The organism is Solirubrobacter phytolaccae (assembly GCF_027587195.1).
GTDB lineage: Bacteria > Actinomycetota > Thermoleophilia > Solirubrobacterales > Solirubrobacteraceae > Solirubrobacter > Solirubrobacter phytolaccae.
Map to the genome: position 1 here is coordinate 1 of NZ_JAPDDP010000069.1, position 25378 is coordinate 25378.

Annotated in this window: 23 protein-coding genes; 10 read left to right on the forward strand and 13 right to left on the reverse strand. The window is 72.7% G+C overall.

The genetic code is table 11. From position 1 onward, the window contains the following. The 3 genes from OJ997_RS27710 to OJ997_RS27720 form a co-directional block, all read right to left on the reverse strand. Positions 1-1448, reverse strand: a 1448-nt coding sequence (locus tag OJ997_RS27710) for an FAD-dependent monooxygenase (protein WP_270028554.1), incomplete at its 3' end; no start/stop codon positions are given. A 4-nt stretch (positions 1449-1452) separates the two neighbouring features. Continuing rightward, entirely contained in the window at positions 1453-2829 is a 1377-nt protein-coding gene (locus OJ997_RS27715; RefSeq protein WP_270028555.1) for an LLM class flavin-dependent oxidoreductase, read from the reverse strand. A gap of 9 nt (positions 2830-2838) precedes the next feature. Next, on the reverse strand, positions 2839-4386 hold the full coding sequence (locus OJ997_RS27720) for an acyl-CoA dehydrogenase (protein ID WP_270028556.1): 1548 nt from the start codon (positions 4384-4386) through the stop codon (positions 2839-2841). A 40-nt stretch (positions 4387-4426) separates the two neighbouring features. Here OJ997_RS27720 and OJ997_RS27725 point away from each other — a divergent pair, with 40 nt between their 5' ends. The 3 genes from OJ997_RS27725 to OJ997_RS27735 are packed head-to-tail and all read left to right on the forward strand — an operon-like array spanning position 4427 to position 6026. Next, positions 4427-4969 carry a DsbA family oxidoreductase gene (locus OJ997_RS27725; RefSeq protein ID WP_270028557.1) on the forward strand — a complete coding sequence of 181 codons (543 nt, stop codon included), beginning with the start codon at positions 4427-4429 and terminating at the stop codon, positions 4967-4969. An 11-nt stretch (positions 4970-4980) separates the two neighbouring features. Continuing rightward, a complete protein-coding gene (locus OJ997_RS27730) occupies positions 4981-5463 on the forward strand; it encodes a flavin reductase family protein (protein WP_270028558.1) in 483 nt (160 codons plus the stop codon). A 2-nt stretch (positions 5464-5465) separates the two neighbouring features. Then, on the forward strand, positions 5466-6026 hold the full coding sequence (locus OJ997_RS27735; protein ID WP_270028559.1) for an NADPH-dependent FMN reductase: 561 nt from the start codon (positions 5466-5468) through the stop codon (positions 6024-6026). Here the strand turns inward: OJ997_RS27735 and OJ997_RS27740 are convergent. Continuing rightward, entirely contained in the window at positions 6007-6489 is a 483-nt protein-coding gene (locus OJ997_RS27740) for a YbaK/EbsC family protein (RefSeq protein ID WP_270028560.1), read from the reverse strand. The genes OJ997_RS27735 and OJ997_RS27740 overlap by 20 nt on opposite strands. A 128-nt stretch (positions 6490-6617) precedes the next feature. Here OJ997_RS27740 and OJ997_RS27745 point away from each other — a divergent pair, with 128 nt between their 5' ends. Continuing rightward, complete coding sequence (locus OJ997_RS27745) at positions 6618-8789, forward strand: fibronectin type III domain-containing protein (protein WP_270028561.1); 2172 nt, start codon at positions 6618-6620, stop codon at positions 8787-8789. Here OJ997_RS27745 and OJ997_RS27750 read toward each other — a convergent pair whose 3' ends face one another. Beyond that, positions 8790-9266, reverse strand: coding sequence for a GNAT family N-acetyltransferase (locus OJ997_RS27750; RefSeq protein WP_270028562.1), 477 nt, complete (start codon positions 9264-9266; stop codon positions 8790-8792). Positions 9267-9303: 37 nt separating this feature from the next. On the opposite strand from OJ997_RS27750, the gene OJ997_RS27755 reads away from it, so the two are divergent. Beyond that, positions 9304-9720 (forward strand): hypothetical protein, encoded by a 417-nt coding sequence (locus OJ997_RS27755; RefSeq protein WP_270028563.1) that lies wholly within the window; start codon positions 9304-9306, stop codon positions 9718-9720. A gap of 35 nt (positions 9721-9755) precedes the next feature. Here OJ997_RS27755 and OJ997_RS27760 read toward each other — a convergent pair whose 3' ends face one another. After that, a complete protein-coding gene (locus OJ997_RS27760) occupies positions 9756-10916 on the reverse strand; it encodes an amidohydrolase family protein (protein ID WP_270028564.1) in 1161 nt (386 codons plus the stop codon). Between the two features lie 51 nt (positions 10917-10967). Between OJ997_RS27760 and OJ997_RS27765 the strand changes: the two genes are divergently transcribed. Continuing rightward, positions 10968-11231, forward strand: a complete 264-nt coding sequence (locus tag OJ997_RS27765; RefSeq protein ID WP_270028565.1) for a DUF6812 domain-containing protein — start codon at positions 10968-10970, stop codon at positions 11229-11231. Here OJ997_RS27765 and OJ997_RS27770 read toward each other — a convergent pair. From OJ997_RS27770 to OJ997_RS27780, 3 genes are read right to left on the reverse strand one after another with little or no spacing between them, the layout of a single operon-like run. Further along, complete coding sequence (locus OJ997_RS27770) at positions 11203-12276, reverse strand: MalY/PatB family protein (protein ID WP_270028566.1); 1074 nt, start codon at positions 12274-12276, stop codon at positions 11203-11205. The two genes, OJ997_RS27765 and OJ997_RS27770, sit on opposite strands and share 29 nt — an antisense overlap. Then, positions 12261-13241, reverse strand: a complete 981-nt coding sequence (locus tag OJ997_RS27775; protein WP_270028567.1) for a 2-oxoacid:ferredoxin oxidoreductase subunit beta — start codon at positions 13239-13241, stop codon at positions 12261-12263. Before OJ997_RS27775 ends, OJ997_RS27770 begins: the two co-directional genes overlap by 16 nt. Further along, positions 13220-15004 (reverse strand): 2-oxoacid:acceptor oxidoreductase subunit alpha, encoded by a 1785-nt coding sequence (locus OJ997_RS27780; protein WP_270028568.1) that lies wholly within the window; start codon positions 15002-15004, stop codon positions 13220-13222. Before OJ997_RS27780 ends, OJ997_RS27775 begins: the two co-directional genes overlap by 22 nt. A 100-nt stretch (positions 15005-15104) precedes the next feature. Here OJ997_RS27780 and OJ997_RS27785 point away from each other — a divergent pair, with 100 nt between their 5' ends. Together OJ997_RS27785 and OJ997_RS27790 are read left to right on the forward strand one after the other, a co-directional pair. Then, complete coding sequence (locus OJ997_RS27785) at positions 15105-15872, forward strand: alpha/beta fold hydrolase (protein ID WP_270028569.1); 768 nt, start codon at positions 15105-15107, stop codon at positions 15870-15872. After that, positions 15866-17167: an amidase gene (locus tag OJ997_RS27790; RefSeq protein WP_270028570.1), complete on the forward strand. Its 1302-nt coding sequence runs from the start codon at positions 15866-15868 to the stop codon at positions 17165-17167. The genes OJ997_RS27785 and OJ997_RS27790 overlap by 7 nt, the downstream gene beginning before the upstream one ends. Here OJ997_RS27790 and OJ997_RS27795 read toward each other — a convergent pair. Genes OJ997_RS27795 through OJ997_RS27810 form a run of 4 tightly spaced genes read right to left on the reverse strand, consistent with a single transcriptional unit; the run spans position 17121 to position 21530 of the window. Then, positions 17121-17444 (reverse strand): UBP-type zinc finger domain-containing protein, encoded by a 324-nt coding sequence (locus OJ997_RS27795; RefSeq protein ID WP_270028571.1) that lies wholly within the window; start codon positions 17442-17444, stop codon positions 17121-17123. The two genes, OJ997_RS27790 and OJ997_RS27795, sit on opposite strands and share 47 nt — an antisense overlap. Beyond that, the gene (locus OJ997_RS27800) at positions 17441-18853 is read right to left on the reverse strand and encodes an ATP-binding protein (protein ID WP_270028572.1); all 1413 of its coding nucleotides are present in this window, start codon (positions 18851-18853) and stop codon (positions 17441-17443) included. Before OJ997_RS27800 ends, OJ997_RS27795 begins: the two co-directional genes overlap by 4 nt. Further along, positions 18850-20508 (reverse strand): NAD(P)/FAD-dependent oxidoreductase, encoded by a 1659-nt coding sequence (locus OJ997_RS27805; RefSeq protein WP_270028573.1) that lies wholly within the window; start codon positions 20506-20508, stop codon positions 18850-18852. Before OJ997_RS27805 ends, OJ997_RS27800 begins: the two co-directional genes overlap by 4 nt. 11 nt (positions 20509-20519) lie before the next feature. Further along, entirely contained in the window at positions 20520-21530 is a 1011-nt protein-coding gene (locus OJ997_RS27810; protein ID WP_270028574.1) for a L,D-transpeptidase family protein, read from the reverse strand. 29 nt (positions 21531-21559) lie between these two features. Here OJ997_RS27810 and OJ997_RS27815 point away from each other — a divergent pair, with 29 nt between their 5' ends. Next, on the forward strand, positions 21560-24091 hold the full coding sequence (locus tag OJ997_RS27815; protein ID WP_270028575.1) for an MGH1-like glycoside hydrolase domain-containing protein: 2532 nt from the start codon (positions 21560-21562) through the stop codon (positions 24089-24091). Between the two features lie 104 nt (positions 24092-24195). Then, positions 24196-25368: an alpha-amylase family glycosyl hydrolase gene (locus tag OJ997_RS27820; RefSeq protein WP_270028576.1), complete on the forward strand. Its 1173-nt coding sequence runs from the start codon at positions 24196-24198 to the stop codon at positions 25366-25368. Positions 25369-25378 lie beyond the last annotated feature (10 nt).

Consider the following 25378-nt stretch of genomic DNA (forward strand, 5'->3'; position numbering starts at 1 on the left):
CCGCCCCCGCCGCGCCCGCCGCCACCCTCGCCGCGTCCGCCGGCGCCGTCCTCGCCGCGCCCGCCGGCGCCGTCCTCGCCGGGGCCACCCTCGGCGAGGCCCTTCTGGGCGAGCCAGACGTGTGGGGCGCGGTGGCCGGGCGCAGTGCTCGGGCGGACGTGCGCGGGGTCGAAGTCGGGGCCGGGTTCCCCGGCGGGCAGCGCGAGCGGCGACGTCGGGTGGCGCTGGTCGTAGAGCACGCCGTCGGCGCTGCCGTGCAGCAGCGGGGCAACGTGTTCGGCCAGCGCGTCGCGGGCGTCCCGTCCGCCCGGGTCGTCGAGCCGCGGGCCCAGCGCGCGGGCCTGCGCGCCGACGCGCAGCCAGGCCTCGGCGACGCGCAGCGTCGCTTCACCGGTCGCGACGCTCGCGGCGCGGCGCTCGTGCTCGTAGGCGTCGAGCAGCGCCTCGCCACCCCAGCCCGCGAGCAGCGCCGGGAGCATCCAGCCGAGCGTCACCGCGTCGGCGACGCCGTGGTTGAGGTTCTGGCCCAGGTGGGGCGGGAAGGCCGAGGCGGCGTCGCCCGCGAGCAGCACGCGGCCCGCCCGGTAGACCCAGGCGGTGCGGCGCTGGATCGTGTGCGTCGTCACCGCGGCCTCGGTCACCGGCAGTCCGGCCCGGCCGAGGAAGCGCGCGATCTCCGCGTGGACGTCGAGCTCGTCGAGCGCGACGAGCGGGCCGGCGGCGATCCGCCAGCGATCTCGTTCGTACGGGTGCGTCAGCCCGGCCGCGTCGTGGTTGATCACCCGGAACTGCACGCCGGGACGCACGCCGAGCCGGCCGAACGCGCCCGGCAGCCGGAAGGTGAGGTTGCGCAGGTGGCCGACGGGCGTCGTGAGCTCGCGGTCGATCCCGACGGCTTCGCGGACGCGGCTACGGCCACCGTCGCAGGCGACGAGCCAGCGCGCGCCGACGACGTCGTCGCCGACGCGGACGGTCACCCCGGTCGCGTCGGGCCGGAGGTCCGTGACCTCGACGCCGAGCACGAAGCGCGCCCCGAGCGCCGCGGCGCGCTCCCGTACGACCCGCAGGAACCGGTACTGCGGAAGATCGATCGGGGGCTCCGCGCCGATCGTCGCCCACGGCGCGCTCGGCGCCCACAGCTCACGCCCCGCGCCGACCGGCGGGAGCAGCTCGTGCCCGGCGACGCGCGTCACGGCCAGCATCCCGCGGTGCCAGCCCGGCGGCAGCGGGCGCGCGGCACGCAGCGCTTCGGCGACGCCCCAGCGCCGCGCGGCCTCCATCGTGCGGATCGAGAGGTTCCGGGCGCGGACGTCGGTCGGCGGCGGCAGCGTGGCGCGCCGCTCGACGACGAGGGGACGCACGCCACGCACGCCGAGCTCGATCGCGAGCGCGGAGCCGACCGGCCCCGCGCCGACGATCAGCACGTCGACGGCCCGCGGCAGCCGCACGGCGCTACCCGACCGGCACCTGAGAGCGGAACGCCCCGCGGTAGCGCGCCGCGGGATGGCGCTCGCTCAGCCGGTCGTTGCCGAACAGCTTGCGGCGCAGCGTGCCGGGCGTGTACTCGCGCTGGGCGAGGCCGCGCTCGCGCAGGACGGGGAGCACGTGGTCGATGAACTCCTGGTAGGAGCCGGGGATGGTGGCGTTGACCACGTTGATCCCGTCGACGCCCGCCTCGCTCCAGCGCGCGAGCTCGTCGGCGATCTGCTCCGGCGTGCCGGTGACGCGCGTGTTGCGCGTGCGCAGCCGCACGACGTCCTCGAGCGTCGGCGTGCGCCCGTTCGTCGCCTCACGCAGCCACGCGAGCCCGCTCTGGCCGCCCTCGGTGTGGATGACGTCGATCGGCGTGTCCGGCTCGTAGGCGCCGAGGTCCACGCCCAGGCTGCCGCCGAAGTGGGCGATCTGGCCGTCGATGTCGATCTTCTCCTCCAGCTCGGCCTCTTTGCGGAGCGCCTCCTCCTCGGTCGAGCCGACCACGAACGAGAGGCCCTGGAAGAACTTCAGGTCGTCGCGGTGGCGGCCGTGCGCCTCGACGAGCCGGCGCGTGTCGTCGATCAGCACGCGCGCCTGCTCGGCGCCGGGGCTGACGATGAACTGCGCCTCGGCGTGGCGGGCGGCGAAGTCGCGCCCGACCTTCGAGGAGCCCGCCTGGAAGAGCAGCGGCGTGCGCTGCGGAGAGGGCGCGGAGAGGAACGGGCCCTGGACCTTCCAGTGCTCGCTGACGTGGTTGATCGCGTGGATCTTCGACGGGTCGGCGTGACGGCCGCTGCCGCGGTCCTGCTCGAGCGCGTCCTCGTCCCACGAGCCCTCCCAGAGCTTGTAGAGGACGTCGAGGTACTCGTCGGCGAACGCGTAGCGGTCGTCGTGGGAGAGCAGGTCGTCGTGGCCGAAGTTCTTCCAGCCGTTGGCGAGCGCGCTCGTGACGATGTTCCACGCGATCCGCCCGTTCGAGGCGTGATCGAGCGTGGCGACCTGGCGGGCGAAGTTGTACGGCGGCTGCTGGATCGGCCCGGCCGTGAACGCGAGCCCGAGGTGCTGGGTGTGCGACGCGAGCGCGGACAGGATCACCAGCGGGTCGTTGCTCGGGATCTGCAGGCCGAGCTCGGCGTGATGCGCCCAGCCGCCGCGGTAGTCGCCGTACACGCCGACGACGTCGGCGAAGAAGATCGCGTCGAACCCACCGGCCTCCAGGCGCTTCGCCAGATCGACCCACAGGTCGAGCTCGTTGAAGCGGAGCTGCTCGCCCTCCGGATCGCGCCACAAGCCGTGGACGATGTGCGACGCGGTGTTCATGACGAACGCGGAGAAACGCAGCGGTGGTCTGGGCATGACCGGATACTACATAAACTTGATCGGATTACTTATATTTGCGATGGTGCGCCAGTGCTCGTCCAACCCGCGACCTCGCGTCAGCGCGCTGGCGCCCGCGATCTCGAGCGCGTCGCTGACGATCCGCAGCGCCACCTCGTCGGCGTAGCGGGCGCCCTCCCCGCGGGCGTCGAGCGCGTCGAGCGCGCGCAGCCGGACAGCGAGCTCGCCGAAGCGCAGGATCGCGTGCGGCTCGTCGACGGCCCGCGCGACGCCGGCCTCGGGCCAGGCGGAGCGCTGCGCGACGAACTGCGCAGCCTCGGCGAGAGCGGCGCGGGCGGCGTCGGCGACCACGTGGCCGGTGGGCACGAAGGACGGCAGCCGGGGCGGCGCGACCAGCTCGTCCGCGCGGTGCTTGAGCCCCGGCGAGCGCGGCGCGGGATACGCCCCGGTGAGCACGTGCCGCCCCACGTGGTGGAACGCCCAGCGCCCGGGATCGTGCACCGAGTGCGTCCGCGCGTTGCGCCAGTGGAGCTCGACCCGCGCCGCGAGCCGGGCGTCGCCGCCGACCCAGCGCGTGGCGGCGTCGGCGGTCCGCACGGACGTCCGGTACGAAAGCGCCCGCGCGGCGAACAGCGCGAGGCTCGCCTCGCCGAGCGCGAGCCGCGAGGGCGCGACGGTCAGGGCGGCCTCGCCGGACGCGTCGGCGTCGTTGCGCGGCGCGCCAAGCCCGTTGCGCGGCGCGGCCGTGCGCGGCGCGAGCGCGTCGATTTGCGCGGCGGCGTCGTCCAGCAGTGCGCGGGCCGCGGCCACGTGCGCCGTCACAGCCGCGAAGGCGTCGCTCTCGCGGACGTGCGCCGGCCACGACTCGGCCAGTACGGCTTCGGCGATGCCGACCTCGAGCGCCGGGTGCGGGATCTGCGCACGCAGCTCGCGGGCCTGTGCCGCGGGGGCGTCGCGCCACGCGTCGAGCACGTGGTCGCGCGGCACGGCCACGTCCGTCAACGTGACGCCGACGCTGCGGGTCGCGCGCTGGCCGAACGCCTCCCAGCGCGTCCCGACCTCGATCCCGTCGGCGCCGGCCGGCACCAGCGCGACGCGCAACTCGTCCCCCAGCAGGGCAGGGACCGCGAGCCACTGGGCGTCGACCGCGCCCGTGCAGTACGACTTCGCGCCGGTCAGCCGGAAGCCGTCACCGTCGGGCGTGAGCGTCGTCGGCCGGCGCGGGTCGGCGTCGCGGTTGAGGTTGCCGAAGCGCGCGCCGCGGTCGCGGATGTCGTCGCTGATCGCCTCCCGCACGGCGGGCGACGCCAGCGCCAGCAGCTCGACGTTGCCGACGTGGCCGTGCAGCTGCTGCGCGAGGCCGGGATCGCCCGTGGCGAGGATGCGCACGAGGTCGGCGATCGCCGGGCCCGAAGCGCCCGCGCAGGCGCCGAGCAGCCCGCTTGCCGCCAGCGCCTCGAGCGCGCCGTCCTGCACCCACGGGTCGCGGTCACGGTCGAGCGCGCCGCGCCGCCAGTGGGCAGCCAGCCGCTCGGCGGCAGGAAGAACGGGCGACACCGAGAGCACGGATGGCATATTGTCGACTTTACCGATCGGGTTTAGGATATTTAAGGCGATGACCGAGTTCCAGGCGTACGAGCACACCGACATCAACAGCGCCACGGCGTTCAACGCCGAGCCCGTCCTGCGCCGCGTGCGCCACCGGTACGAGGGGCGCGCGTGGTGGCGACGGGTGTTCGGATCGTGTGAGCCTTCGCCCCTCGTGGCCCGGGCGGCGCGGGCCGCCGAGCACCAGGGCGCGGCCTGTGCCGAGGCCGTCCTGAAGCGGCTGCGCGAGGCGACGTTCGTCGATCGGACTCCGGTCGACGACGTGTCCGCGCTCGCCGCGGCGCTCGCCGACGTGCCCGGCCTGGACGTGTCGCGGCTCATCCGCGACCTCGAGTCGCCCGACGTCGTGTGGTCGGTCGACGCCGACCGCTCGCTCACCCGCCGCCGCGGTGGCGGCGAGGCGCCGTGCCCGTACCCGACCGTGCTGTTCCGTGGACCCGGAGGTGATCGTGTGGTGACCGGCCCGCAGCCGTTCGAGGCCTACGTTGAAGCGATCGAGGCGGTGGCGCCGGCACTGCGCGGCGTGCGCCCGCTCGCGGAGGCCGCCTGATGGGCGCCGCCGTGCAGCCGCTCCCCGCGGACGCGCTGCGGGCCGCGATGGGCCACTTCGCCACCGGCGTCACCGTCGTCACGGCCGGACCGGGCCGCGACCCGCACGGGAGCACCGTCAACGCGATCACGTCCGTGTCGCTCGCCCCGCCGCTGCTGCTGATCTGCCTGCGCGAGGACTCGCTGACGCTCGGCGCCCTCCTCACCGCCGGGCACTTCGGCGTCAACGTCCTGCGCGAGCACCAGACGTCGATCGCGAAGCGCTTCGCCCGTCGGGGCGCGTCGTGGGACGGCGTCACCTACTCGCAGGGCATCGTCGGCGGTGTCCCCGTGATCGACGGCGCGCTCGCGACGCTCGAATGCGCCGTCCACGACGTCGCCGACGGCGGCGACCACCGGATCATCGTCGGCCAGGTGCTTGCGGTCGAGCACCCCGAGGAGCACGTCTCGCCGCTGCTGTTCTACCGCGGCACGTTCACGAAGCTGGGAGCCTGAGAGTGTCGATCGTCGCCATCATCGGATCCGCCACGCCGCCCGGCCGCCTGCGCCGCGCCGTCGCGGAAGCGCTCGACCGGTCCCCCGCCGAGACGCAGCTGTTCGACCTGGCCGAGCATCCGCTGCCGTTCGCGGGCTCGGCGCACTTCGAGGCCCCGATCCTCGACGCCGTCGCCACCGCCGACGCTGTGCTCCTCGCCACGCCCGTGTACCGCGGCACGTACACGGGCGTGCTCAAGAACCTGCTCGACCTGCTGCCCGTCGAGGCGCTCCAGGGCAAGCCGGCGGCGATCGCCGCGATGGGCGCCACCGACCACCACTCGCTCGGGCCCGACTGGCACCTGCGGGACACGCTCGCGTGGTTCGGGGCGCTGACCCTGCCGACGAGCGCGTACCTGAGCTCGCGCGACTTCACCGACGGCGTCCCCGGCGACCGGGGCGTGGCGGAGCTCGACGAGCTGCTCGCGGGGCTGGCCGCGCTCGCGGACGCGCTGCCCGAGGGCGTCACGCTCGGGCCGGCGCCGCTGGCCGCGCGGGCGCGCGCTACGCCGCGAGGCGGGTGACAGTCGCGCCCGCCGCGTCGGCGAGCGCGGAGGGCGCGATCGGGAAGATCGTGTGTGGGTGGCCGGCGGCCGCCCACACCGTCTCGTACTGCAGGAGGTCCTCGTCCATGAACGTGCGGACGGGCGCGGGATGGCCGACCGGAGGGATGCCGCCGATCGCGTAGCCGGTGACCTCGCGCACGTAGGTGGCGTCGGGGCGCTCGACCTGCTCGTCGAGCGCCGCCTCCAGCAGCTCGAGGTCCGCGCGGTTGGACCCCGACACGAGGGCGAGCACCGGCTGGCCCGACGTGACGCCACGCATCACGAGCGACTTGACGATCGCGCCGAGCTCGCAGCCGACGGCGGCCGCGGCCTCCGGCGCGGTGCGGGTGGCGTCCTCGAGGTGGACGATGTCGGCCGGGAGCCCGAGCGCGACGAGCGCGGCGTGCACACGGCGGGAGCTGCGAGGCAGGTCGTCGGTCACGGCCCGAGACCTTAGCCACCGGCCGATCGGTCGCCGCCGGGTCCGCCGATCGGCCCAACCGGGGTTCGACCCCGGTTCAGTCCCTTCGTCCCATCCGTCAGTCGGCTGACAAGGCGAACACCCGGTGCATGACGTACGGACGTGTTCTCTCCACCCTCGCCGTCGTCGCCGCCGTGGCTGGCGGCGCGGCGGCCCCCGCCCACGCGGCGGTCACCACGAGCTACCCCAGCGCCGCTGAAGCCCGCACCTTCGCCACCACCAGCGGCGGCTGGACCGCGACCAACGCGTTCTCCGGCGTGTGCATCCTGTGCTCCGATCCGGCCGGGACCTACGTGTCCACGGGCGGCGCGGGCGGCACCGGCGACGGCCACCTGCGCGGCACGTTCACCACGAGCGTCGGCGTGCTGAGCACCTCGACGGTGACCTGGACGTCACCGGCGTTCACGGTCTCGGGCGCGCCCGACAGCAGCGTCCTGACCGCCAAGGTCCGCCCGCAGCTCGGCTCGATCCTCGCCCTGCTCGCCAGCGACGCCGACCTGACGGCGACGATCACCGACGTGGCGACGCCCGCGAGCTCGACCACGCTGCCCGCCCACGCGCTGTCGACCAACGCCACCTTCGCGCCCGTGAACCTGACCGTGCCCAACGGCGCGCTCGTCGCCGGCCGCACGTACAAGCTGACGCTCGCGCTGCACGTGCACGGTGGCATCGCCGCCGCCATCCAGACCGGCACCGTGGACCTCGACGACGTCGCGCTGAACGTCTCCGACCTCGCGCAGCCGTCCGCGCTGACCGCCTCGGCGGACACGACCGCCGGCGTCAAGATCACCGGCTCGGTCGACCCACACGGGCAGGCGACCGCCGTCTCCGTCCAGTACGGCCCCACGGCCGCCTACGGCACGAGCACCTCCGTCACCGCCGTCAACGGCACGGGCGCGCAGAACTTCAGCTTCCCGCTCGCCGGCCTCACGCCGGGCGCGACGTACCACTACCGCGTCCGCGCGGCCAACGCCGACGGCGAGTCCTTCACCAGCGACGCCACGTTCGTCGTGCCCGCCATCCCCAGCGACGCGGCGCCGTCGGTCAATGGCGACCTGAAGTCGCGCACCCGCACGGTCATCTACGACCAGGTGCCGGGCACGACCGCGGTCAACATCCAGGTGCTCGCGGCGGACAACACCACCGTCCTCTCCAACACGCCGGACCCCGACCTCGACGGCACGGCGCAGATCACGCTCCCCGACGCCGACGGCGTCTACTACGTGCGCATCCAGCGCACGAGCTCGGGCGGCACCTCGACGTCCGCCGGCGTCCTGGCCCAGCTGGACCGCGTCGGCCCGGCGAACGCCGCCGCGCCCGTCGTCACCGGCGACGTCTCCGTCCGCCCGCGCCACGTGCAGTTCGTCCGCGCGAGCGACGCGACGGCGGCGACCGTCCAGATCCTCAGCGCCGGCGGCACCGTGCTCTCCAGCACCCCGGTCGCCGCGGGTGGCGACGTCGACGTCACGCTCCCCGACACCGACGGCACGTACCTCGTGCGCGTCATCCAGACCGACGCCGCCGGCAACGCGACGACGTCGCCGAGCGCGAGCGTCGAGCTGAACCGCCAGACGCGCGGCACCGGTGGCGAGGACACCCCGGCACCGCCGACCGACCCGGTGACGCCGGTCACCCCCGAGCCGCCGGTCACGACCACCACCGTCAACGGCGACCCGGGCGGCTGGGGCGCGCTGCTGGCCTCCTGCTACGGCAACGGCAAGCTCGCGCTGGTCGACGTCCGCACCGCGGGCAAGACCGTCAAGTTCGCCGGCGCCGCCGCGCAGCCGGTCGGCACCGCCGTCACCATCGTCGACAAGGCGGGCAAGACCGTCGCCACCGCGAAGATCGGCGCCGACGGCCGCTTCGCCGCCTCGATCAAGCGCCCGAAGGCCAAGGTCCTGCGCAGCGCCCGCTACCGCGCCGTCGTGGGCACCACCAAGTCGCTCGCGCTGAAGGCCACGCGCGTCGCCTCCGTGAGCAAGCTGTCCGTCAGCGGCACCACCGCGACGCTCACCGGCACCGTCGACCCGCGCAAGCTCAAGGCGGGCAAGAGCCTCAAGGTCGCCGCCCGCGGCGGCCGCGGCGGCACCGCCTGCGCCGTGCTCGGCGGCGGCAAGCTGACCACGGTCGGCAAGGCGAAGATCAACAAGAAGACCGGCAAGTTCACGGTCAAGGTCAAGGTGCCCGGCACCGGTCGCGTCGCCGTGCGCGTCGCGTTCTCCGGCGGTGTCCGCACCGCCACGCTGTACGCGGTGCGCTAGCTAGAGGCGCTTCTCGAAGAAGCGCTCGGCGTACTCGTCCGCATTGAACGGCTCGACCTCGTCGTAGCCCTCGGCCAGATAGAGCCGCTGGGCTTCGACGAGGTCGTCGCGTGTGTCGATCTGGAGCTTGGTGATGCCGAGCTCGCGCGCGGCGTCCTCGACGCCCCGCAGGAGCAGGCGCGCGCCGCCCCGGCGCCGATACGCCGGCGCGATGAACATCCGCGTGAGCGCGCCGTGGCGGCGCAGCCCGGCACAGCCCGCCGGCTCACCGTCCCAGCGCGCGACGAGCCACGCCGCGAGGTCTTCCGTGCGGTACTCGTCCATCGCCGCGTCGACCTCGTGCGGGGCGATCGAGCGGTCCTCGTAATGGCGGTAGTAGCGCGCGACGATGTCGTGCCAGTACGCCCACAGCAACGCTTCGGAATCCGGGCTGTCCAGGGGCTCTGAATGGATGGTCCACACGGCGGTTAGCCGCACTTTACGTACCGTCGCGATGCGGGTAGGTTCGAATCCCGTGCGACGACCCTTCACCGCTCTGATCGTCATCGGCGCCACCCTCGGCGTCGGTGCCACCGCACTCGCGCAGAGCGGCGGGAGTGAGCTGTCGATCGACTTCCAGGACGGCTGCCTGGATCACTCGCGCGTCGTCGTGAAGGTCGCCGCGCCCAGCGACCGCGCGATCGAGGCGCTGAGCGTGAGCGCGCACGGCCGCGAGGTCCTGCGCCTGAACGGCCTGTCGGGCGAGGCGCGGATGCGCGTCCGCCTCGCGTCCCCCCGCGGCCAGGTCACCGTGAGCGGCGAGCTGGCCGGCGGCGAGACGTTCACCCGCTCCCGCGACTACCGGGGCTGCGCGCCGGAGCCGACCCCCGAGCCCGCACCGCAGCGCAACACCCGCCCCGAGCCCACGCTCACGGGCGGCGGCGAAGGCTAAAGCGCACCTAACGCGACGTTAAAGGCCCTGGGGCTTTAACTTTCGGCCTCGTCGCGCGACGGCGGCGGGACGTGGAACGCGTCCGGCAGCGGGACGGTCGGGGTGCGCGCGACGGTGAGCGCCGCGATCAGGAAGCGCGCCGCGGCCGGGAACGGGCGGCCCGGCGGGGGCGGCGCGAGGTGCTCGCGGAACAGGTCGAGCAGCTCGAGCGTCGCACCGGCGACGTCGGCGTGCGGCGCGTCGTCGCCGACCGCGCAGGCGAGGCGGGCGAGCGCGATCGACTCGTCCGGGTCGGTCTGGCCGAACGCGCGGCCCATCGCCGTGATCAGGTGCGTGACGATCCGGTCCAGCAGCGGGTGCAGCGCGGGCTCGACGGCGCCGGGCGCGGAGCCGGCCCACGCCGGGTCCTCACCCGCGACGAGCCGGGCCATCTGGCCGCCCATGATCGAGCGCAGCGCCTCGTCGCTCACGCCCGCCTGCAGCGCGCAGCGGGCGTGGGTGAACGCGGCGGTGATCGGCAGGCCGTACGGCGAGTCGCTCGCCCACACGATGTGCGACGGGTCCACGAGCGCGAACAGCGCGATCAGGTCCGCCGGGTTCCACCACGAGGTGTCGATGAAGACGTTCCGGTGCTCGGGCAGCACGTGCCAGAGCCAGGCGAGGTCGGAGATCGCGCCGTGGGCGAGGATCAGCCGCGCGTCCGGGAACTCGCTCGAGAGCGCGACCGTGGTCTGGCCGAGCGCGGGGATGCCGCGGCCGGCGTGGATGAGCACGGGGACCTTGCGCTCGTGCGCGATCGTGATGATCTCGCGCACGCCCGGCTCGTCCATCCCGAACTGCTCGGCGCGCGGGTGCAGCTTGATGCCGACCGCGCCGGCGTCCAGGCAGCGGCGCGCCTCCTCGGCCGGGTGGTCGCGTGGGTCCAGCCGGCAGAACGCCTCCAGCCGATCGGAGGACGCCGCCGCCGCGATCGCGGCGTCGTTCGGCCCGCGGTAGCCGTCGGGCTCGTGCATCGGGAACGTGACCGCGCGCGCGTCGGCGCGGGTCATGACGTCGATCAGCTCCTCCGGCGTCTGCTTGAAGCCGTCGGGGTCGTTCTGGCCGATGTGGGTGTGGGCGTCGTAGAGCTCCAGCGGGCCGTGCGCCGCCTGGATGCTGTCCCACCACGGGCGGAGGATCGCGTCAATGTCCAGCATGGGTTGGCAACCCTACAGACGCGCGCTGCGCCGGCCGACATACTGGGAGCCATGCAGTCCCGCCACGAACGCGTCCGGATCGAGACCGCGCGCCACGAGATCGAGGCCACCCTGCAGCTGCCGCAGGAGGGCTTCCGCTCGCGGCTGACCGACTTCCTGAACGCCCAGGGCGACGACTTCCTGCCGCTCACGGACGCGCGGGTCACGTGGGCCGACGGCTCGCGCGAGCCCGAGCATCACGAGTACCTGGCGCTGGCCACGCGCCACGTCGTGCTGGTGCTGGAGCTCAGCCCAGCGCCGACGCCATCCGCCTGACGGCCTCGCGCACCAGCTCGGGCGTCGTGCCGACGTTCAGGCGCACGTGGCCCTTGCCCGGCGCGCCGAAGCCGAGCCCGGACTGCAGCGCGACGCGCCCGCGCTCGAGGAAGACCGCGGCGGGATCGTCGCCCAGGCCGGGGTCGCAGCGCAGCCACGCGAGGTAGGACGCGTCGGCGGGATAGGTGACCGCGACGCCGTCCGGGAGCAGCGCGGGGAGGTCGCGCTGGTTGGCGGCGATCGTCGCGAGCGTCTCGTCCAGCCACTCGTCGCCGCCCGAGAACGCCGCCTCGGCCGCCACCAGCCCGGCGTAGCCCGCGTGGTAGCGAAGATGCGGATGGAGCTTCGTCGCCGGCTCGCCGACCACGAACCCGAGCTTGAGGCCCGGGACGTTGAACGCCTTCGACGCCGAGGTGAGCACGGCGCCGCGCGTGGACACCGCCTGCCACGGGGTGAAGCTGCCGTTGAAAGTCAGCGGCGCGTGGATCTCGTCCACGACCACGAACGCGTCGTGGTCCTCGGCAACCGCCGCGACCGCGGCCAGCTCCTCCCGCGTGTACACGCGGCCGGTCGGGTTGTGCGGCGAGCACAGCAGCAGCGCGCGGGCACCGGCGGCGAACGCCTTGTCCAGCCCGTCGACGTCGAGCGCGCCGTCCTCACCCAGCGGCACCTCGACCACACGCCGCCCGACGTGCGGGATGTCGTCGAAGTACGGCGGGTACGCGGGCGGGTTGATGATCACGCCTTCACCCGGCTGCGTGTGCACGAGCAGCAGCTCCTTGAAGCCGACCATCACGTCGGCGACGAGCGCGACCTGCTCGGTGTCGAGCTCCCAGCCGAGCCGCCGCGCGTAGAAGCCGTGCATGGCCTCGAGCAGCCCGCCGGTCGGCCCGATGTAGCCGAGGTCACCGCGGTCGATCGCGAGGTGCAGCGCCTCGCGCACGGGCGGCGCGAGCGGGAAGTCCATCTCTGCCACCCACGCCGGCAGGACGTCGGGCGGGTACCTGCTCCACTTCTCGCTGCCGCGAACTAGGAGATCGTCCACGTGTCTCCGCTGCGCATGAGCGCGTCGAGCGCGGCGTCGTCGGCGCCGGCGCGGGCGGCCGCCAGCTCCGCCGTGAGGTCGCTCCCGCTGACCGGGCGCCGGACGTCGCGGAAGATGCCGATCGGCGTCGGCCCGTCCGGCGAGGACGACAGCCGGGAGAGCGCGAACGCGAACGCCGGGTCCTCGCGGTGCGCGTCGTGGACCACCGGCGCGCCGCCAGAACCCAGCCGCAGCGCCCCGTCGGCGTCCCGCACGACGCCGCGGATCGGCTCGCCGTGCTCGAGGTAGATCCGGTTCACCTCGCCACGCTTCTTGTCGCGCAGCGCGTCGAACGCGCCGTCGTTGAACACGGGGCAGTTCTGGTAGATCTCGACGAGCGCCGCGCCCTCGTGGGCGGCGGCCGCGCGCAGCACCGCGGGCAGGTGCTGCTTGTCGGTGTCGATCGTGCGCGCGACGAACGTGGCCTCGGCGCCGATCGCCAACGACAGCGGGTTGAACGGGGCGTCGATCGAGCCGAACGGCGTCGACTTCGTGACCTTGCCGAGCTCTGAGGTCGGCGACGCCTGGCCCTTCGTGAGCCCGTAGATCTGGTTGTTGAACAGCAGGATCTTCACCGGCACGTTGCGGCGCAGCGCGTGGATGAGGTGGTTGCCGCCGATGCTCAAAGCGTCGCCGTCGCCGGTCACGACCCAGATCGAGAGGTCGTCGCGCGCACTCGCCAGCCCGGTCGCGAGCGCCGGCCCCCGGCCGTGGATGCCGTGCATCCCGTACGTGTCCATGTAGTACGCGAAGCGCCCCGCGCAGCCGATCCCGGACACGAACACGATCCGCTCCGGCGGGATGCCGAGCTCGGGGAAGAACGACTGGACGGCGGCGAGCACCGCGTAGTCGCCGCAGCCCGGGCACCAGCGCGTCTCCTGGTTGGACTGGAAGTCGGCCTTCGTCAGCTGCTCAGTCGCCGCCATATCTCCTGCTCCATCTCCGACGGCAGCAGCGGCTGCCCCTGGACCTTGCCGTAGGACTCCACGTTCACGAGGTACTGCGCGCGCAGCTCGTGCGCGAGCTGGCCGCTGTTCATCTCCGGCACGAGCACGCGGTCGAACTTGCGGAGCAGCGCGCCGGTGTTCTTCGGCATCGGCCGCAGGTGGCGCAGGTGCGCCGTCGCCACGCGGCCGCCGCCTTCCCGCACCCGCCGCGCGCCCGCCCGGATCGTCCCGTAGGAGGAGCCCCAGCCGAGCACGAGCAGGTCCGCGTCCGCCTCGCCGTGGATCTCCAGGTCCGGCACCTCGATGCCGTCCACCTTGTCCGCGCGCAGCTTGGTCATCCGCGCGTGATTCTTCCCGTCATAGGAGATCGCGCCCGTGCCGTCCGCCTTCTCCAGGCCGCCGATCCGGTGCTGGAGCCCCGGCGTGCCGGGGATCGCCCACGGCCGCGCGAGGTTGTCGTCGCGCGTGTACGGGAGGAACGCTCCCGTTGAGGTCGTGCGGAAGTGCGGGTCGATCGGCGGCAGCGACGCGGCGTTCGGGATCCGCCACGGCTCACTCGAGTTGGCCACGAACAGGTCGCTGAGCAGGATCACCGGCGTGCGGTAGGTGATCGCGATCCGCGCCGCCTCGTACACCGCCTCGAAGCACTGCCCGGGCGAGGAGGCCGCGAGCACCGGCAGCGGCGACTCGCCGTGGCGGCCGTAGAGCGCCTGAAGCAGGTCGGACTGCTCGGTCTTGGTCGGCATCCCGGTCGACGGGCCGGCGCGCTGGACGTCGATGATCACGAGCGGCAGCTCGAGCATCACCGCGAGCCCGATCGTCTCGGTCTTCAGATCCAGGCCAGGGCCGGACGTGCACGTCACGCCCAAAGCACCCCCGAACGCCGCGCCCAGCGCCATCGACGCCGCCGCGATCTCGTCCTCGGCCTGGATCGTGCGCACGCCCATGTCGTGGCGGCGCGCCAGCGCGTGCAGCAGGTCCGACGCGGGCGTGATCGGATAGGCGCCGAACACGAGCGGCAGCCCCGACTTCACCGACGCCGCGATGAGCCCCAGCGCCGTCGCCTCGGTGCCGTTGACGTTGCGGTAGGTGCCCGGCAGGACCTCGGTGTTGCGGTCCACCTTGACCTGCACGTCGATCAGCTCGGACGTCTCGCCGAAGCTCCACCCCGCCCGGAACGCGGCGAGGTTCGCGGCCTCCACGGGACCGTCGAACTTGCCGGTGATCCAGCGCTCGGTGACGTCCGTCGGCCGGTCGTAGAGCCAGCTGAGCACGCCGAGCGCGAACAGGTTCTTGGCCTTCTGCGCGTCCCGGCTGGTGACGCCGTCCAGGTCCTCGACGGCCCGCGTGGTGAGCGAGCTCATCGGGATCCGCTTGACCGTGAACCCCTCGAGCGTGCCGTCCTCCAAGGGACTTTCCGCGTAGCCCGCCTTCTGCACCGCGCGCACGCTGAACGCGTCCTCGTTGACGAGGATCGTCGCGCCGCGCTGCAGCAGCGGCAGGTTGGCCTTCAACGCCGCGGGGTTCATCGCCACCAGCACGTCCGGCGTGTCGCCGGGCGTGAGGATGTCGCGCGACGCGAAGTGGATCTGGAACGCCGACACGCCCGCGACCGTCCCGGCCGGCGCCCGGATCTCCGCGGGGAAGTCCGGCAGCGTGGCCAGGTCGTTGCCGAAGATCGCGGTGGCGTCGGTGAACCGGCTGCCCGCCAGCTGCATCCCGTCGCCGGAGTCTCCGGCCATGCGGACGACGACGCGTTCACGGGTTTCACTCCGGTGACTCGTCTCCACGCTTGTAGCCTCTCGCACAATGCGGCGGATGTTAAGTCCCGACGGCCTCGAAATGGCCGTTGAGGTGGCCGGCGACGGCCCGCCAGTGCTGCTCCTGCACGGTTTTCCGGACCGCGCGGATTTGTGGCGGCACCAGCTCGAGGATCTGAAAGCTGACTTCACGGTGATCGCTCCGGACCTGCGCGGCTTCGGTGACACCGACAAGCCCGACGACGTCGACGCGTACCGGATGCGCCGCAGCGTCCAGGACGTGCTGGGCCTCCTCGACACGCTCGGGTTCGAGCGCGCGCACGTCGTCGGCCACGACTGGGGCGCGGGCCTCGCCTGGTCGCTCGTGCACGCGGCGACCGACCGTGTGGACCGGCTCGTCGTCCTCTCCGTCGGCCATCCCAGCGTGCCGCGGACGCTCGCCCAGCGCGAGAAGTCCTGGTACACGAGCTACTTCCAGTTCGCGGAGGCCGAGGAGCTGATCCGCCGGGACGACTGGGCGATGCTGCGCGAGTGGGCGAGCACGCATCCGGAGCTGGACCGCGTGCTCGAAGACCTGGCTCGGCCTGGAGCCTTGAGGGCCGGGCTCAACTGGTACCGGGCGAACCACCATCCGAAGCTCGAGCTGCGCGAGCGCGAGCTGCCGCGCCTGCCCATCCCGATCCTCGGCGTCTGGAGCGACGGCGACGCCTACCTGACCGAGGAGCAGATGACCGGTTCGCAGGCGTACGTTCCCGACTGGCGCTACGAGCGGATCGAGGGCGCCGGCCACTGGATGCAACTGGACGCCCCGGATGCGGTCAGCGCGCTGATAAGAAGCCACCTGTGCTGAATGCCGTATCGCTGCGTGCCGCGTTCGCCGCGCGCGAGCTCTCACCGGTCGAAGTCGTCGACGCCTTCGAGGAGCTGCCGGAGTACGGCGCGTTCGTGACCCTCACGCTCGAGCGCGCCCGGGAAGAGGCCAAGGCCGCCGAGGCCGCCTACAAGGACGGCACCGCGCGGCCGCTGGAAGGGCTCACGCTCGCCGTCAAGGACCTCTTCGACACCGAGGGCGTGCGCACCACCTACGGCTCGACGATCTTCGGCGGCCATGTCCCCACCGCCGACGCGTGGGCCGTTCGGCGGGCGCGCGAGGCGGGCGCGATCGTCGTCGGCAAGACGCTCACGCACGAGTTCGCGTGGGGCATCACGTCGATCAACCCGCACTTCCCGCCGTGCCGGAACCCGCACGACCCCGAGCGCGTGCCCGGCGGCTCCAGCGGCGGCTCGGCCGTCGCGCTCGGCCTCGGCCAGGCGGCGCTCGCGCTCGGCACGGACACGGGCGGCTCGATCCGCATCCCGGCCTCGTTCTGCGGCGTCTCGGGCCTGAAGCCCACGTTCGGGCGACTGAGCACCGGCGGTGTCTTCCCGCTCGCCCGTTCGCTCGACCACGCCGGCCCGATGGCGCGCACGCCCGCCGACGTGCGGCTGTTCTACGAAGCGCTCGTCGGCGAGCGCGGCCGGACCGAGCCCGCCACGCGGATCGCGGTCTGCCCCGACCTGCACGTGCGCGCGCCCGAGCCCGGCATCCAGCGCGCCTTCGACGCCGCCGTGGCCGCGCTCGAGGCCGAGGTGATCGAGGTCCGCTTCGACGCGTCCCCCGAGCGCCTGTACCCGACGTACGCGAGCATCCAGAACGCCGAAGCCGCGCTCACCCACGCGCAGCTGTTCGGCGCGCATCGCGACCAGTACGGCCCGGACGTCGCGGGCCGGCTCGAGCACGCCCAGAGCGTCACGCTCGCCGAGTACGCGGAGGCGACCGCGGAGCGCGAACGCATCCGCTCGGCCTTCGCGCACATCTTCGCGGCCGCCGACCTGCTGATCACGCCGATCTCCGCCGTCCCGCCGGAGCGCATCGACGCGCCGACCAACCAGCAGTTCCGCGACGGCGTGCTGCCCTACACCGTGCCGCAGGACCTCGCGGGCCTGCCGACGTGCGCGGTGCCGGTCGGCTTCGACGACGAGGGCCTGCCGGTCGGCGTGCAGCTGACCGGCCCGGCGTGGAGCGAGGCGCGCGTGCTCGCCGCCGCCGAGGGGCTCTTCAGCGCGACAGCATCGGCGAGGGCGGAATCCGCGTCTGCCCGGTGACCTGCGGGATGAGCATCCCGACCTCGTCCTTGAAGCACCAGCACCAGTTCTCACCCGGCTCGAGCGAGCGGATGATCGGGTGCTCGTCGTGAGTGCGCGCGTGCGCGCTCGCGTGCTTGTTGGGTGAGTCGTCGCAGCAGCCGACGTGCCCGCACGTCAGGCAGATGCGCAGGTGCAGCCAGACGCCGCCGGCCTGCAGGCAGTCCTCACAGCCGGCGACCTCGGCCGGCAGCTCGGTGATCTCGATCGCGTCGGTGTGGGTGCAGCGGGAGCTCATTTCTTCTTGCCCTCCAAGGGAAGCCAGATGTGGAACGTCGTGCCCGCGTCGCTCGTGTCGAACGTCAGCGAGCCGCCGTGCTTCTGCTCGACGATCCGCCGAGCGGTGTCCAGCCCCATGCCCGTGCCGCTGCCGGGGGCCTTGGTGGTGAAGAACGGGTCGAAGATGCGGCTGCGGACGTCCTCGGGGATGCCGGGTCCGTCGTCGGCGATGTCGACCTTGATGCAGCCGTTCTCGGGCCCCGTCGTGATCGTGATCGTCCCGTCCTCGCCGAGCGCGCCGAGCGCGTTGTCGAGGATGTTCGTCCACACCTGGTTGAGCTCGGAGCCGTGCATCGTGATCTGCGGCAGCGACTGGTCGTAGTGGCGCTCGACCTTGATGTTCGTGTGCTTGATCTTGTGCTTGAGCATGATCAGCGTGCTGTCGATGCCCTCGTGCACGTCCGCGACGATCACGCCGCCGCGGTCCATGTAGGCGTAGGTCTTGATCGCCTTCACGAGCTTGGACATGCGGTCGGTCGAGTCCACGAGCTCGGTGGCCAGCGCCTGCGCGGAGATCGTCGACGCGACCCACCACAGCGCCTTCAGCGACGCGTGCGTCCCCTCGCCGGTGATCGCGATCACGCGCCGGACCCAGTCCTCGTCGAGCCCCGCCGAGGCCAGCGGCTCGGAGAAGCGGTAGCCCTCGGTGATGCCGAGCTCGTCGAGGATGTCCTCCATCGCGTCGATCGCGTCCGACTCGTCGAGCGCGCTGCTCGCCTCGCGGCTCTCGGAGCGCTCGAGCGCCTCCTTCTGCAGCGCGAGCAGCTTCTCCGCGTCCTCGCGCTCGATGCCGGCCTCGACGAACGCCCGCAGCGCGTAGTTGATGACCTGCATCGCCTGGACGAGGTCGCTCGCCGCGCGCCGCGCCGCCGCGGCCGGGTTGTTGAGCTCGTGCGCCAGGCCCGCCGCCATCGTGCCGAGCGAGGTGAGGCGCTCGCGGCTGGACTCGCGCGAGTTGATCCCGCGCATGACCGGCCCGATCACCTTCATGACCTTGCGGTGCACGGAGCGGTGCTTGATCGCGAGCTCGATGAACTCGGCGCGCGGGATGATCGTGTAGCGGCACGTCGAGGTGGCCTCGATCGTGACCGGCAGCGCGCTCTCGGTGACCGCGGCGATCGCGCCGATCCACGTCGCGCCGTTGCTGACCTGGCCGAGGTCGGTGCCGCCACCGGACTTGATCAGCGAGCGCGTGCCGCCGTCGAACATCAACAGCGGGCCGGGCGAGTCGGCGCCCTGCTCGAGCAGGATGTCGCCCTCCTCGGCGGTCTGGATGGCCGGCGTGATCGCGGCGAACTCGGCGAGCCCCTCGTCCGACACCTCGTCGAACAGGTCGATCCGGCGCAGCTCTTCGACCGGAACGCTCATTCGGCCAGGTACTCGTGGATCAGCGAGACGGCCATCGAGCCTTCGCCCACCGCGCTCGCGACGCGCTTGATCGAGCGCGCGCGGACGTCGCCGGCGACGAACACGCCGGGCACGGTCGTCTCGAGCGTGTAGGGGTCGCGTTTGAGCGGGAAGCCCGCGGCCTTGGCGTCGGCGCCGGCGAGGATGAAGCCGCGCGCGTCGCGGCCGACCACGCCGTCGAGCCAGTCCGTGCGCGGGGCCGCGCCGATGAAGACGAACGTCGCGTCGACGTTCTCGTCGTGCTCGCCGTCCGCGTCACGGATGCGCAGCGTGCGCAGGTGGTCATCGCCGTCGGCGGCCACGGCCTGCGCGTTGGTGCGCACGTCGATGTTCGGAATGGCCGCGATCTGCTCGATCAGGTAGTGCGACATCGACTTCGCGAGCGAGTCGCCGCGCACGAGCATCGTGACCTGCTTCGCGTAGCCGCTGAAGTGCACGGCGGCCTGGCCGGCGGAGTTCGCGCCGCCGATGATCACGACGTGCTGCTCGGCGCACGAGCGCGCCTCGCTCAGCGCCGCGCCGTAGTAGATGCCCTTGCCGGTGAAGGTGTCGAAGCCCTCGGCGGTGAGGTGGTTGTAGGAGACGCCGGACGCCACCAGCACGCAGTTCGCGCTGAGCGTGCCGCCGCCGGAGAGCTGCAGGATCCGCCCGGCGCCTTCAACGCGCAGCGAGACCGCGTCCTGCACGGTCAGCAGCTCGGCGCCGAGCCGGCGCGCCTGGTCGGTCGCGCGCCGCGCGAGGTCCGAGCCGGAGAGGCCGGTCGGGAAGCCGAGGTAGTTCTCGATCCGGGAGGAAGTACCCGCCTGGCCGCCGGGTGCCTCGCGCTCGACCATCACGGTCCGCAGGCCTTCGCTCGCCCCGTACACCGCCGCCGCGAGCCCCGCGGGCCCGCCGCCGACGATCGCCAGGTCGTAGTGGTCGGACGCGGGCGCGGCCGAGACACCCAGCCGCTCGGCCAGCTCCAGCACGGTCGGGCGCTCGAGCACGGTGCCGTCTTCCAGCAGCGCGACCGGCAGCCGGCCGTCGTCGATCGCGGCCACCTGCAGCAGCTCGCGCGCCTCGGAGTCGCGCTCGACGTCCAGCCAGCGCATCGGCACGCGGTTGCGGGCGAGGAAGTCGCGCAGGTCGTGCGAGTCCCGGCTGAAGCGATGGCCGATCACGCGCACGCCGCCGGACTCGAGCGCGGCGCCCGACTCCCACGTCGTCAGCAGGTCCTCGACCACCGGGTACAGCTGCTCCTCCGGCGGGTCCCACGGCTTGAGCAGGTAGTAGTCGAGGTCGACCTCGTTGATCGCCTGGATCGCGGCCTCGGTGTCGGCGTACGCGGTCAGCAGCACGCGCTTGGCGTCCGGCACGAGCTTGCGCGCCTCCACCAGGTACTCCGTGCCGGCCATCTGCGGCATCCGCTGGTCGGCGACGAGCAGCGCGACCTGCTCCCCGCGCGACACGAGCTCCTTCAGCGCGCCGAGCGCCTCCTGCCCGCTGGTGGCGCGCACGATCCGGTAGCGCTCGCCGAACTGGCGGCGCAGGTCACGGGCGACGGCGGCGAGCACCGCGGGTTCGTCGTCGACGCAGACGATCGCGGCGCGGCGACGGCGCGGTTCAGAAGCCTCCATGGCCAAGGACGCTATACGACGCGAACCGGCGTGCCGACTTCCACGAAGTCGAAGATCGCTTGGACCTCCGGCATAGGCACGCGCGCGCCGCCGTGCGACGCGGGACCCGCGGGCACGTCGGTGGCGCCGTAGATCGCCAGGCCGGTGGCCCAGTAGACCGCGTGGTCGAACCAGCTCTTGAACGGCACCGACCACGCCTGCTCGACCTTGCGCGTGACCTTGAAGGTGCCGGCCGGCGTGCCCATGTCGGTGCTGTTGTTGCCGACACCGGTGGAGGTGTGGATGACGCGCACGACGCGGCCCGCCTCGATCAGCAGCACGGCGCTGCGGCCGCGGTTGATCTCGACCTGCTTGCCGTCTCCGGTGCGGTCGGTCGCGAGCGGGCGGCCGGCGCTGTCGAGGCGCTGCACCGTCATCTCGCCCACGATCCCGTCGCGCTCGAGGCCCTCCCAGGACTGGAAGGCGAGCACGGCCTGCTGGGAGCGGTAGTCCCACTTGCCGGTGATCGCGTCCTCGGGCAGGTAGCCGAGCTGGGCGAGCTTGGTCTGAACCGCCTTCGGGTCACGCGGCGCCACGGGCTTCTTGGTCGGCGGCTTGGGGGCCGCGTATTCCTCCGGCGGGGCGAAGTCCGCGCGCGTGAACGTGCGGCCGCGGATCTCGACCTCCTCCGCGTCGGTCGCGCCGGTCACCGTGTAGACGATCTGGGCGACGCGCGCGAGGTAGGAGACGTCGGCGGCGGCGAAGTTGGTGCTCAGCTCGACCTCGACCTGCTCGTCGTCGACCTCGGCGGACGTGAGCGTGACGCCGTTCGGGATCGCCGAGCCGTAGCCCTTCTTGCGCTCGGCGGCGGTGATGCCCTGGAGCAGCACCTTGATCGCGGCCTCGGGGCCGTCGGCGGCCTGGCGCTTGACCGAGGTGAGCGCCTCGCCGCGCAGGACGTAGATCTTGATCGACTTGGCCTCGGCGGCCGCGGGCGCGGCGAGCACGAGGAGGGCGACGACGAGGAGGAGAAGTCTGCGCATCACGCGCCAGTTTGACAACGTGCGCAAGCGTGACGCCCGAGCACGTACGGCTGGAGGAGGCCAGAAGCGGCACGGCGGCGTGGAAAGCGTGGGGTCCCTACCTGTCGGAACGTCAGTGGGGGACGGTCCGCGAGGACGACTCCGCGAGCGGCGACGCCTGGAACGCGTTCACGCACGACGAAGCGCGCTCGAAGGCGTACCGGTGGGGCGAGGACGGGCTCGCCGGCGTCTCCGACGACAAGCAGCGCCTCTGCCTGGCGCTCGCGCTCTGGAACGGGCACGACCCGATCCTCAAGGAGCGCATCTTCGGGCTCACCAACAGCGAGGGCAACCACGGCGAGGACGCCAAGGAGTACTGGTTCTACCTGGACTCCACGCCCACGCACTCGTACATGAAGTGGGCGTACAAGTACCCGCAGGCCGCGTTCCCGTACGAGCAGCTCGTCCACCACGGGCGTGGGCGCGACGACCTGGAGCTCGAGCTGCTCGACACGGGCGTGTTCGACTCAGGCCGGTACTTCGACGTGGTCGTCGAGTACGCGAAGGGTGGGCCCGAGGATCTGCTGATGCTGATCACGGTCCACAACCGCGGGCCGGAGGCGGCGACGCTGCACGTGCTGCCGACCCTGTGGCTGCGGAACACCTGGCACGACGGGTCGACGCGCCCCTCGCTGCACCTCGACGACGAGGTCGTCGCGGGCGACTTCCGCTTCAGCGCCGACGGCGACTATCTCTTCTGCGAGAACGAGAGCGACGGGCCGTACCCCAAGGTCACGATCAACGACCACGTGCTGCACGGCGCGCCGACGAACCCGGATGCGACCGGGACCAAGTGCGCGGCCCATTCGGTGCTGGAGGTCCCCGCGGGCGAGTCGGTGACGGTCCGCGCGCGGCTCTCGACAGCACCGCTCGGCGGCTTCGACGCGGTCTTGGCCACCCGCCGCGAGGAGGCCGACGCGTTCTACGCCGCCGTCCTCCCGGAGAGCCTGGGCGAGGACCGCGCGCGGATCATGCGCCAGTCGCTCGCCGGGATGCTGTGGACGAAGCAGTTCTACGCCTACGACGTCCACCGCTGGCTGCGCGAGCGCGGCATCAACCCGTGGAGCGCGGAAGCCGCCGGGCAGCGCAACGGCACCTGGTTCCACATGGTCGCCAGCGACATCATCTCGATGCCGGACAAGTGGGAGTACCCGTGGTTCGCGGCCTGGGACCTGGCGTTCCACTGCGCGCCGCTCGCGCTCGTCGACCTGGACTTCGCCAAGGAGCAGGTCGAGCTGCTCCTGCACACGCGCTACGTGCACCCCAACGGGCAGATCCCGGCCTACGAGTGGAACTTCTCCGACGTCAACCCGCCGGTCACGGCGTGGGCGGCGCTGTGGGTCTACCACCGCGAGCAGGAGACCCGCGGCGCCGGCGACCGCGTCTGGCTCGGACGCGTCTTCCAGCGGCTGCTGACCAACTTCACCTGGTGGGTCAACCGCAAGGACCCGGACGGCCGCAACCTCTTCCAGGGCGGCTTCCTCGGGCTCGACAACATCGGCATCTTCGACCGCTCGAAGGAGCTGCCGGGCGGCGGGACGCTCCAGCAGGCCGACGGCACCGCGTGGATGGCGTTGTACTGCCAGTGGATGCTGCAGATCGCGGTCGAGCTCGGCCGCGAGGACCAGAGCTACGCCGACATCGCGCTGAAGTTCGTCGCGCACTTCGCGTGGATCGCGATCGCTTTGAACCCACCCGACGCGGACACGCCGCTGTGGGACGAGGCCGACGGCTTCTTCTACGACGTGATGCGGATGCCCGACGGGACGACGATCCCGCTGCGGGTGCGCTCGCTGGTCGGCCTGCTGCCGCTGTGCGCGGCGACCGTGTTCGAGCCGGAGGACCTGGCGGGGCAACCGGGCTTGGTGGAGCGGGCGCTGGAGTTCGCGGAGCGCTTCAAGGACTCCGTGCCCGCGCTCGCGCACGTCCCGCGCGAGGGCCACGAGGGGCGGCGGATGCTCTCGCTCGTCGACCATCACCAGCTCCGCCAGCTGCTGACGGTGATGCTCGACGAGGACGAGTTCCTGTCCCCGCACGGCATCCGCTCGCTCTCGCGCCGCCACGCCGACGAGCCGTGCGAGTTCGACTGGGCGGGCGAGCACTACGAGGTCCGCTACCAGCCTGCCGAGTCGGACTCCGGCATGTTCGGCGGCAACTCGAACTGGCGCGGGCCGGTGTGGTTCCCGATGAACCTCGTGATCCTGCGGGCGCTGTTCCAGATGCACCGCTACTACGGCGAGGACTTCAAGGTCGAGTGCCCGACCGGGTCGGGCACGCAGATGAGCCTGCAGGAGGTCGCGCTGGAGATCTCCCGGCGGCTGATCTCCACCTTCGAGCGCGGCGAGGACGGCAAGCGGCCCGTATATGGGTCGCTCGAGGCGTTCCAAGACGACCCGCACTGGCGCGACCTGCTGCTCTTCTACGAGTACTTCCACGGCGACAACGGCGCCGGGCTCGGTGCCTCGCACCAGACGGGCTGGACGGGAACGGTCGCCACGCTGCTGTGGTTGGTCTCGCAGTGACCGGCGACACTCGCCCAACGGCTCGCGTCGCTGCGAGTTCTCGCCCGGAGGGCTCGGACTCGCGCGCCAGGAGGGGTCCAGCGATCTACGAGATCAACACCGCCGTGTGGCTGCGCGGGCACTCGCTGGCCGACGTGCCGGCGCGGCGCTGGGACGCGATCGCCGCCCTCGGCGTCGACGCGGTGTGGCTGATGGGCGTGTGGGAGCGCTCCCCGGCCGGGCTGAAGATCGCGCTCGGCGAGCCGGGGCTGGTGGCGAGCTTCGCGGAGGCGCTGGGCGAGGTGCGCGAGGGCGACGTGATCGGCTCGCCCTACTGCGTGCGGCGCTACGTGGTCGACGAGCGGTTCGGCGGGCGCGCGGGCCTGGCGCACGCGCGGCGCGAGCTGGCCGCGCGTGGCATGAAGCTCATCCTCGACTACGTGCCCAACCACGTCGCGCCCGACCACCCGTGGGTGGACGAGCGGCCCGGCGTGTTCGTGCGCGGCGCGGACGGCACGATCAAGCGCGGCAAAGACCCCTACTTCCCGCCCTGGCCGGACGTGATCCAGCTCAACGCGTTCTCCCCCGAGCTGCGGGAGGCGGCGGCCGAGACGCTGATCGACATCGGCGCGCAGTGCGACGGGCTGCGCGTGGACATGGCGATGCTGATGGTCAACGAGGTGTTTGCGCGCACCTGGGGGCTGGAGGCGCCGGCGGAGGAGTTCTGGCCCGCGCTCATCGCGCGCGTGAAGTGGACGCACCCCGAGCTGCTGCTGATCGCCGAGGCCTACTGGGACATGGAGTGGACGCTCCAGCAGCAGGGCTTCGACTACTGCTACGACAAGCGGCTCTACGACCGGCTCGTCGAGCGCGGCGACGTGGCCGGGCATCTGGTCGCCGGGCTGGACTACCAGGAGCGGCTGGTGCGCTTCATCGAGAACCACGACGAGCCGCGCGCGGCCTCGGTGTTCGGCCCCGAGCAGGCACGCGCGGCCGCGGTCGTGATGTCCACGCTGCCGGGCGCGCGGCTCTACCACGACGGGCAGCTGAGCGGGCGGCGCAAGCACATCCCGGTCTTCCTGGGACGGGCACCGGACGAGCCGGTGGACGCGGAGCTGCGCGCGTTCTACGCGTGGCTGCTGCCGCGCGCGGCGGGGCTGCGCGGGGCGTGGCGGCGGGTCGACGCTGAGCCGCCGCTCGTGTCCTGGGCGTGGGACGACGACGTCGTGGTCGTGAACCTGAGCGACACGCCGGCCGGCGGCCTGGAGCCCTGGGGCTTCAACCTGCCGTTCGGATAAGCCCGCCGTA

Bases quoted from the DNA above. Each gene is read 5' to 3' on its own strand.
- OJ997_RS27715 (WP_270028555.1), bottom strand. From the start codon at position 2,829: ATGCCCAGACCACCGCTGCGTTTCTCCGCGTTCGTCATGAACACCGCG.
- OJ997_RS27720 (WP_270028556.1), bottom strand. From the start codon at position 4,386: ATGCCATCCGTGCTCTCGGTGTCGCCCGTTCTTCCTGCCGCCGAGCGG.
- OJ997_RS27725 (WP_270028557.1), top strand. From the start codon at position 4,427: ATGACCGAGTTCCAGGCGTACGAGCACACCGACATCAACAGCGCCACG.
- OJ997_RS27745 (WP_270028561.1), top strand. From the start codon at position 6,618: ATGACGTACGGACGTGTTCTCTCCACCCTCGCCGTCGTCGCCGCCGTG.
- OJ997_RS27760 (WP_270028564.1), bottom strand. From the start codon at position 10,916: ATGCTGGACATTGACGCGATCCTCCGCCCGTGGTGGGACAGCATCCAG.
- OJ997_RS27765 (WP_270028565.1), top strand. From the start codon at position 10,968: ATGCAGTCCCGCCACGAACGCGTCCGGATCGAGACCGCGCGCCACGAG.
- OJ997_RS27775 (WP_270028567.1), bottom strand. From the start codon at position 13,241: ATGGCGGCGACTGAGCAGCTGACGAAGGCCGACTTCCAGTCCAACCAG.
- OJ997_RS27780 (WP_270028568.1), bottom strand. From the start codon at position 15,004: ATGGCCGGAGACTCCGGCGACGGGATGCAGCTGGCGGGCAGCCGGTTC.
- OJ997_RS27785 (WP_270028569.1), top strand. From the start codon at position 15,105: ATGGCCGTTGAGGTGGCCGGCGACGGCCCGCCAGTGCTGCTCCTGCAC.
- OJ997_RS27795 (WP_270028571.1), bottom strand. From the start codon at position 17,444: ATGAGCTCCCGCTGCACCCACACCGACGCGATCGAGATCACCGAGCTG.
- OJ997_RS27800 (WP_270028572.1), bottom strand. From the start codon at position 18,853: ATGAGCGTTCCGGTCGAAGAGCTGCGCCGGATCGACCTGTTCGACGAG.
- OJ997_RS27805 (WP_270028573.1), bottom strand. From the start codon at position 20,508: ATGGAGGCTTCTGAACCGCGCCGTCGCCGCGCCGCGATCGTCTGCGTC.
- OJ997_RS27810 (WP_270028574.1), bottom strand. From the start codon at position 21,530: ATGCGCAGACTTCTCCTCCTCGTCGTCGCCCTCCTCGTGCTCGCCGCG.